6 protein-coding genes and 2 pseudogenes are annotated in these 8,045 nt (G+C 71.2%); 6 read left to right on the top strand and 2 right to left on the bottom strand.

Annotation, left to right across the window (positions count from 1 at the left end; translation table 11 throughout):
- Positions 1-193 (top strand): annotated as a pseudogene (locus KILIM_RS24775) (HNH endonuclease signature motif containing protein); the annotation flags it as partial.
- Positions 194-290: 97 nt separating this feature from the next.
- On the opposite strand, the gene KILIM_RS21115 reads toward KILIM_RS24775, so the two are convergent.
- Together KILIM_RS21115 and KILIM_RS21110 are read right to left on the bottom strand one after the other, a co-directional pair.
- Positions 291-1,673: a PAS domain-containing protein gene (locus KILIM_RS21115; protein WP_051988924.1), complete on the bottom strand. Its 1,383-nt coding sequence runs from the start codon at positions 1,671-1,673 to the stop codon at positions 291-293.
- Positions 1,674-1,804: 131 nt separating this feature from the next.
- On the bottom strand, positions 1,805-2,992 hold the full coding sequence (locus tag KILIM_RS21110; RefSeq protein ID WP_006594796.1) for an aminotransferase-like domain-containing protein: 1,188 nt from the start codon (positions 2,990-2,992) through the stop codon (positions 1,805-1,807).
- Positions 2,993-3,185: 193 nt separating this feature from the next.
- On the opposite strand from KILIM_RS21110, the gene KILIM_RS21105 reads away from it, so the two are divergent.
- The 5 genes and pseudogenes from KILIM_RS21105 to KILIM_RS21085 all read left to right on the top strand — a co-directional run.
- A complete protein-coding gene (locus KILIM_RS21105) occupies positions 3,186-4,634 on the top strand; it encodes a GntP family permease (protein ID WP_006594795.1) in 1,449 nt (482 codons plus the stop codon).
- Positions 4,635-5,078: 444 nt separating this feature from the next.
- A complete protein-coding gene (locus tag KILIM_RS21100; RefSeq protein ID WP_006594794.1) occupies positions 5,079-5,477 on the top strand; it encodes a hypothetical protein in 399 nt (132 codons plus the stop codon).
- Positions 5,478-5,584: 107 nt separating this feature from the next.
- On the top strand, positions 5,585-6,937 hold the full coding sequence (locus tag KILIM_RS21095) for a glycosyltransferase family 4 protein (RefSeq protein ID WP_006594793.1): 1,353 nt from the start codon (positions 5,585-5,587) through the stop codon (positions 6,935-6,937).
- Complete coding sequence (locus tag KILIM_RS21090) at positions 6,924-7,640, top strand: class I SAM-dependent methyltransferase (RefSeq protein ID WP_006594792.1); 717 nt, start codon at positions 6,924-6,926, stop codon at positions 7,638-7,640. The genes KILIM_RS21095 and KILIM_RS21090 overlap by 14 nt, the downstream gene beginning before the upstream one ends.
- Positions 7,637-8,045: pseudogene (locus KILIM_RS21085) on the top strand (prenyltransferase); the annotation flags it as partial. The gene KILIM_RS21090 and the pseudogene KILIM_RS21085, both read left to right, overlap by 4 nt.

The raw sequence follows: 8,045 nt of genomic DNA, 5'->3' as shown, positions 1-8,045 counted from the left end.
CCAACCACGCCGCAACGACATCTCGCCAACTCCCACAGAGGCGCCGACGGCTGCCACCGCGACGGCGAGAGGCTCGACGACAGGGGCGATGGACCGGTCGACGCTCCGGGTAGGGGGCGAAGCCCCCGCCGCAGCTCAGCCGCCCGAACGCAAGAAGCTGAGCAGCGACCGCCTCACCGTCACCAACGGGTAGCCAGGGAGGCCAACCCCTGGCAGCCCCGGCCAACGCCGGCCAGCCCCGGCCAACCCCGGCCAACCCCGGCCAATCCCCACGGCGCGCCCAGGCAGCCCTACCCGACCGGCTCCGGCTGGCTCATCGAGGCGAGCACGCCCTGCATGCGTTCGATCTGCTCGCGTAGGGCGTGAGCGTCGTAGGTGTCGGGCAGCAGGGAGCAGCGGGCGGCCGTCTCGTAGAAGCGGCGCAGCTCGTCGAAGCCGTTCGCCGACTGGCTGAGCAGCAGCGACAGGTGCGGCTCCAGCATCGTCGTGACGTGCTCGGAAGCGGTCGCGGCCTCGGCTCGCCACTTGGTCGCCAGGCGCAGGGTGCGGTCGGCATCGCGCACCGCGGACTGCACGAGCTCGGGCACCCGCGTCATCGCGACCCGCACCGCAGCCATCGACGTGTCCAGTTCGGCGGCCCCCTCCCGCAAGGCCTGGCACAGGATGCGCAGCGAGGCGACCGCGTCGAGGGTCGAGGTGTCGTCGATGAGTTCGGCGCAGAACGTGCCGACCATCCGGTTGTGCAGGCGCAGCAGCGCGATCCGCATCCGCAGCCAGCGCACGTCGCGCGCCAACTCCCGCAGAGTGTCGCGCAGCACCGCGAGTTGCTGGGCGGCTGCGCCGGCGTGCCCGCTCATGCGCGCCGTGAACTCCGGCAGCAGCTCCGGCACCTCACCGACTTCGGCCCCGGCGCGGGCCGCCAGGATCAGCCGGTTCAGTCGATCGGTCGCCGGCCCCGCGTCGGCGCTGGACGCCTCGAGAGCGCTGACCAGCGCGTCGTACTCCGCGAGCTGGGCCACGAGGTCACCCGTGCGCTCGTCGACGGCGTGCATGACGGTCAGCAGTTCGGCCAACGGTCCGGTCGCCTCCGGCCGCCACGGCAATCCGTGCCCCTGCTGTTCGTGCGCACTGACCTCGGCCGGCAGGCACAGCAGGGCCAGGTCGTCGGCGCTCGTGATGCCCAAGGGCGCCAGCCCCGCGGCCAACCGCTGCAGCCCCTGCGCGGCGGCCTCGTCCCGCGACGCCCCGTCGTGCTCCCGGGCGCCCAGCTCGACGGGCCGCACCTGTTGGTACAGCTTCGCGGCCCCCTCCAGCAGCTCGCTGACCAGCGGCTTCATCCGCACCGAAAGGTACTTGTCGCCGACCGGCAGCAGCGTGGCGAAGACCCAATAGGTGCCACCATCGGCGGCCATATTGCGCACGTACGCGCACGCCGGGCGACCGGCCTCCAGCTGCTCCCAGACCAGCTTGAAGGCGCCGCCGGGCATCTCGGGGTGCCGGACGATGTTGTGCGGCGCGCCGAGCAGCTGCTCGTGCGGATACCGCGAGAGCCGCACGAAGACCGAGTTGGCCTCCTCGATGACGCCCTGACGGTCGGTCGTCGAGAACAAGTAGTCATCGACCCCGACCGCGTGCTCGATGTCGGTCGGCGTGACGGCGTCGTGCGCCTTCATGGCACATTCCTTTCCACGTGCTGCGCAGACCCCCACCTGCAGTGCTGCCCGCGCGAGGCCGGGCCCCTCCACGGTAGGTGCAACAGGCGGCGGTTCTACGCAGGCGGTCACCCGGCGCGCTCGACCCCCTCCTATCCGCCCAGCTCCGCGCGCAGCAGCTCGCCGAGGCGGGTCACCGCGTCGACCATCTGTTCGTCGGCGACGCCGGAGTAGCTGAACCGGGCGTGGTTCGCCTCCTGGTGCACCGGGAAGAAGGTGGCGCCGGGTACGTAGGCGACCTTCGCCTGCGGTAAAGCGACGCGGGCCATGAAGTCGGCCGCGTCGAAACCTCGCGGAAAGGTGACCCACGTGAACAGGCCGCCTTCGGGCTCGCTGACCTGCACCGAGGTGGGAAACGCGTCGCGCATTGTCTTGACCATGAGGTCGCGTTTGCGGCCGTAGCCGTGCCGGATCGTCTCGATGTGTGCCTCGAGGTCGAACTCTTGGAGGAGGTGCGCGGTGACGCTCATGCTCAGCGTCGCGGTCTGCGTGTCGGCCGCCAGCTTGAGCAGCCCGAGCGGTTCGAGCAGCTCGGGGGAGGCGGCGGCCCAGCCCAGCCGCAGGCCCGGCGCGAGGATCTTGCTGAAGCTGCCCAGGTGAATCACCCGCCCGGCGGTGTCGAGCGAGCGCAGCGTCGGCACGTCGCGCCCCTCGAACCGCAGCGCCCGATACGGGGTGTCCTCCAACACGAGGAAGTCGAACTCCTGCGCCAGGGCCAGCAGGTGCTGGCGGCGCGGCAGGCTCATCGTCGTACCGGTCGGGTTCGCGAAATCGGGCACGACGTAGACGAAGCGCGGGTGGGTGCCGCCGAGCAGCACCGCCTCCAATGCCTCGGTGTCGAGGCCGTGCTCGTCGCCGTCGATGCCCAGGTACGTCGGCTGGTAGGGGTTGAACGCGATGAGGGCCCCGAGAAACGTGGGGTTCGCCGTGATGATGAGGTCACCCGGGTCGATGAGCAGCTTCGCGACGAAGTCCAGGCCCTGCTGGGCGCCCTGCAGGATGAGGATGTCGTCGGCGCCGGTCGGGCTCCCGTCGGCGCTCAACCGCGCCGCCACCTGCTCGCGCAGCCGCGGCAGGCCGACCGTCGCCGTGTACTGCAAGGCGGTGCGTCCGGAGGTCGCGAGCACCTCCTCGTAGGCGGCCGCCAGCGGCGTCACCGGAAATGTCGCCGGGTCGGGGTAGCCGCCGCCGAACGAGGTGATCGTCGGGTCGTCCCCCAGGCGCAGCAATTCCCGGATCGCCGAGGGCTGCACCCCGCTCATCCGCGCCGCAAACCGCATGATCGCCTCCTCTTGTACCCCTGAGAGAACCATCGCACCCCGCTCACGCTGGTCACGGTTGGGCCACGGCAAACCCGGATGCGCTGGTCTTGCGCAAGTTGGCCCCCTACGGTTGCCCACGGCCCACCTGCGGTGGGCCGATGTGCCGCGCCCACCGGTGCGGATCCCTGTTCACGTCCTAAGGAGAGAGTGCATGCTCGGGCTCATCGGCGTCATCTTGTCGCTGGCGTTGCTCATCTTCTTCGCCTATCGCGGCGTCAATGTGCTTGTGCTCGCGCCCCTATGCGCGCTGTTCGCAACGCTGTTCGCCGCCGGACCCCTGCTGGCTACATACACCCAGGTGTTCATGCCGGCCCTCGGCAAGTACGTCATCACCTACTTCCCGCTGTTCATGCTCGGCGCCATCTTCGGCAAGATCATGGACGACTCCGGCTCGGCACGCGCCATCGCGCACGCCATCGTCGGCAAGCTCGGCGCGCAGCGCGCGATCCTGGCCATCGTGCTCTCGTGCGCGATCCTGACCTACGGCGGCGTCTCGCTGTTCGTCGTCGCGTTCGCCGTCTTCCCGATCGCCGCCGCGCTGTTCCGTGAGGCCGATGTGCCGAAGCGGCTCATCCCGGGCGCCATCGCCCTCGGCTCGTTCACCTTCACGATGACCGCGCTGCCGGGCACCCCGGCGATCCAGAACGCCATCCCCAACCCGTTCTTCGGCACCAACGCGTTCGCTGCGCCGGTGCTCGGCACCATCGCCGCGCTCATCATGTTCGTCGGCGGCATGGCCTGGCTGACCTGGGTCCACCGGCGGGCGACCGCCGCGGGCGAGGGCTACGACAACGGCCCGCTCATGAAGGCCGGTAAGGGTGGCACGCCCATCCAAGGTGCCGCGGGCTCGACCGACGCCGACCAGAGCGAGGGCGAGGGGACCACCAAGACCCTGGTACGCGCCCCGTTCACCGTCGCCATCGCGCCGATCCTGGTCGTCATCGTCGCCAACCTGCTGCTCGTGCGCGTCATCTTCCCGCGGATGAACACCGACTACCTGGCGGACGAGGCCTACGGCAGCACCGACCTGTCGACCGTCGGCGGCATCTGGGCCATCATCATCGCGCTCGTGCTCTCGATCCTGCTGTGCATCGGGCTCAACTGGAACCGCCTGGCCGACGCCAAGAAGTCGATCAACCAGGGCACGATGGGCTCGCTGCTGCCGATCTTCAACACGGCCTCCGAGGTCGGTTACGGCGCGGTCATCGCGTCGCTGCCGGCGTTCACGATGATCCGCGACGCCGTGCTCGGCATCTCGGGCAACCCGCTGGTCAACCTTGCCGTGGCGGTCAACGTGCTCGCCGGTATCACCGGTTCGGCCTCCGGCGGTATGTCCATCGCGCTGCAGACGCTCGGCGAGACCTTCCGCCAGCAGGCCGAGATGCAGGGCATCAGCCTCGAGCTCATGCACCGAGTCACCGCGATCTCCTCCGGTGGGTTCGACGCCCTGCCGCACAACGGCGCCGTCATCACGCTGCTGGCCATCTGCGGCCTGACGCACAAACAGTCCTACAAGGACATCGGTGTGGTCGCCGTGGCCATCCCGGTCCTGGCCCTCATCGTCGTGCTCATCCTGGGCACGATGTTCGGCGGCTTCTGATCCGACCTCGCCCCGGTACAGGGGCAGCACACGACGCGCCGGTCCGTCTCGGGCCGGCGCGTCGGCGTTTGTTGGCTTTTGATTGCGTGGGATTTGTGAGAAGCCTCACGGAAGGGGTGGGCGCCCGTTTCCGCGCGTTTCCGCAAGTTAGGCGCATGTTTCCCCTGGCTACCTCCGGGAGGTCGCAGGTAAACGTTGCGGGAATATCCGCCAGATCACACGGCGCGGCGCTTGGATCGCCGCGGCCATGCCCGATCATGAGGGGGATGGGTCATTCGCGGAAACGCCGCGGATGACCACCGGTGTCGCACGACGCCACGGGGAGCGCCGCAGGTCGGCGCGGATCGATGGGGATCGCGGTCGCAGGAGAAACGGGTGAGCAGCCCGTGCCTCTCCGCGCGCCGCCCCAGCCAACAGCAAACCGATCACCCGAGAGGACCGATCATGCCCACCCTCACCGCAGTCCCCGAGACCACCATCGGGGCCACCGCCCGCACGATCGCCGAGACCGTCGCCATGCCGCAAAGCTGGAGCGCCGGGCGTGCCGCGCAGGCCGTCCGCGACCGCTGGAGCCAGATCCAGCGCAACTCCTACCCCCACGACCTGCTGGCCCACCGCTCGGAGTCGATGGTCAACGCGTTCTGCTACGGCCTGAGCCGCCAGAGCCTGTCCGGCCTCGACGTCGCCCGCGGCGGCTGGGTCGACATCGAGTGGCTCGCCGCCGAGATCTCCGTCGTCGCCGACTGGCGCGGCCTCGACGAGGACCCCTACGACTTCGAGGACGCCCGCGACGTCGCCCGCACCCTGTTGGCCGACCTGCGCAACAACGCCCTCTCCGCCTGACCTCGGCCGGTGCGCGGGTCGCGCTTGCCGTATCGGATACTTGTGCCAGTGAACTGGCGCAACGTCCGACGACGGATCGCCACCGCAGACCCGCGCCGGAGGTGGCAATGGACGCCGAGACGACCCTCGACGTCCCGCGCCTGCGCATCGCCCTCCTGTCGTATCGCAGCAAGCCGCACTGCGGCGGGCAGGGCGTCTACGTGCGGCACCTGTCCCGCGAGCTCGCCGCGCTCGGGCACGAGGTCACCGTGTTCTCCGGCCAGCCGTATCCGGTGCTCGACCGGCTCGACGCCGGGGTCACCCTGCGGCCCGTGCCCAGCCTCGACCTGTACCGCGAGCCTGATCCGTTCCGGCTGCCGCGGCCGCGCGAGTACCGCGACGCGATCGACGTGCTCGAAGTCGCCACGATGCTCACCGCCGGCTTTCCCGAGCCCCGCACCTTCAGCCTCCGCGCCGCCCGGGCCCTGCGAGCCGCGGCCGACGCCGGAGCGGAGTTCGACGTCGTGCACGACAACCAGACCCTCGGCGACGGCATGCTGCGCATCCAACGCGACTGGCCGCTGGTCACGACGATCCACCACCCCATCAGCCAGGACCGGCGCACCGACCTAGCCGCCGCCCGAGGGTGGCGTCGCCTGACGCTGCGGCGCTGGTACGGCTTCGTGCGGATGCAGGCCCGCGTCGCCCGGCAGCTGCAGCACGTGCTGACGGTCTCGCGCAGCTCGGCTCGCGATATCGCCATCGACTTCGGGGTCGACCCGGCGGCCCTGACCGTCGTGCCGCTCGGCGTCGAGACCGACGTCTTCACCCCGCAGGCGCACCCCGGCCCGCGGGTCGAGGGCCGCGTTGTCGCGATGGCCAGCGCGGACACTCCACTCAAGGGCATCGACACGTTACTGCGGGCGGTCGCCCTCGCCCCCCAGGTCCAGGAGGTCGTGCTCGTCGCCACTCCCGGCGAGACGACCCGGCGGCTCATCGCCGAGCTGGGGGTGGGGGAGCGGGTGCGCTTCGTCTCCGGGCTCGCCGACGCCGAGTTGGCCGCGCTGCTCGCGTCGGCGCAGGTGGCGTGCGTGCCCTCGCGGTACGAAGGGTTTTCGCTGCCCGCGGTCGAGATGATGGCGTGCGGCACCGCGATCGTCGCCAGCCGCGCCGGCGCGCTGCCGGAGGTGCTCGGCGACGACGGTTCATGCGCGCAGCTCGTGCCGCCCGGCGACGTCGAGGCCCTGCGCGCCGCCCTCGTGGCCCTGCTCGCCGACCCTGCCCGCCGCGCCGCCATGGGCACCGCCGGGCGGCAACGGGCGCTGGCCCGCTACTCCTGGCCCGCCGTTGCCCGAGCCACCGTCGCTGCCTACCGCCGGGCGATGGCGCAACATCCCAACGGCCCTGGTCCCACGGACTCCGGCCGGCCGGCCGACCAACCCGCCCGCGACGAGAGGAAGCCCCTGCGTGCTCACCGTTGATTTCGACCGGCTCGGGCTGCGCGCCGGTGAGCGCGTGCTGGACCTGGGCTGCGGGCAGGGGCGGCACTCCTTCGAGGCGTACCGCCGCGGCGCCCACGCCGTCGCGTTCGACCAGAACGGCAACGACCTTGCGGCGGTCGAGGAGATGTTCGCCGCGATGGCCCTCGAAGGGCAGGGCGAACCGGGCGGCGCACACACCGTCCGCGGTGACGCGCTCGAGCTGCCGTTCCCCGACGGGCACTTCGATCGGCTCGTCGTCGCCGAGATCCTCGAGCACGTGCCGAACGACCGGCGCGCGATCGCCGAGGCGGCCCGCGTGCTGCGCCCTGGCGGCACGGTCGCCGTCACCGTGCCGCGCGCGTGGCCCGAGCGCATCTGCTGGGTGCTGTCGGACGCCTACCACGAGGTCGAGGGCGGGCACGTGCGCATCTACCGTCGCGACCAGCTCGCCGGCCAGCTCACCCAGGCCGGTCTCGACGTCTACGGCCACGGCTACGCGCACGCGCTGCACGCCCCGTTCTGGTGGCTCAAGTGCGCGGTGGGCGTCGACAACGACGAGAATCCGGCCGTCAAGGCCTATCACCGGATGCTCGTCTGGGACCTCATGCAGGCACCCCGCCTGACCCGCACCGCCGAGAAGGCCCTCGACCCGGTGCTCGGCAAGTCGCTCGTGCTGTACGCCCGCAAACCGGAGGCCGGGTGAGGGCGCTCGCGTCGCTGCCGACGCGGGCACAGCTGGCGGCGACGGCCCAGCACATCGCCTCCGCTCAGGCGGCGACCGGCGCGATCGCGTGGGACACCGTCGGTGACACCGCGGGCAAGGTCGACGCCTGGGACCACGTCGAGTGCGCGATGGCGCTGCTCGCCGCGGGCCGCGACGAGCAGGCCCTACGTGCCTACGACTGGCTGCTCGCCCAGCAGCGCCCCGACGGCACCTGGCCCCGCGAGTGGCACGTGCGCCCCGACGGACAGGTGCGGGTCGTCGACCCCGCCGCCGAGACCAACATGTGCGCCTACCTGGCCGTCGGGGCCTGGCACCACTGGTGCGCGCGCGGCGACGCGGCCGTGGCCGCCCGGCTGTGGCCGGGCGTGGAGGCGGCGCTCGACG

The sequence above is a fragment of the Kineosphaera limosa NBRC 100340 genome (genome assembly GCF_000298215.1).
In the GTDB taxonomy this organism is placed as follows: Bacteria; Actinomycetota; Actinomycetes; order Actinomycetales; family Dermatophilaceae; genus Kineosphaera; species Kineosphaera limosa.
The sequence above is the reverse complement of the archived record's forward strand: the minus strand, read 5'-3'. Positions and strand labels throughout refer to the sequence as shown.

Bases quoted from the DNA above. Each gene is read 5' to 3' on its own strand.
- KILIM_RS21115 (WP_051988924.1), bottom strand. From the start codon at position 1,673: ATGAAGGCGCACGACGCCGTCACGCCGACCGACATCGAGCACGCGGTC.
- KILIM_RS21110 (WP_006594796.1), bottom strand. From the start codon at position 2,992: ATGCGGTTTGCGGCGCGGATGAGCGGGGTGCAGCCCTCGGCGATCCGG.
- KILIM_RS21105 (WP_006594795.1), top strand. From the start codon at position 3,186: ATGCTCGGGCTCATCGGCGTCATCTTGTCGCTGGCGTTGCTCATCTTC.
- KILIM_RS21100 (WP_006594794.1), top strand. From the start codon at position 5,079: ATGCCCACCCTCACCGCAGTCCCCGAGACCACCATCGGGGCCACCGCC.
- KILIM_RS21095 (WP_006594793.1), top strand. From the start codon at position 5,585: ATGGACGCCGAGACGACCCTCGACGTCCCGCGCCTGCGCATCGCCCTC.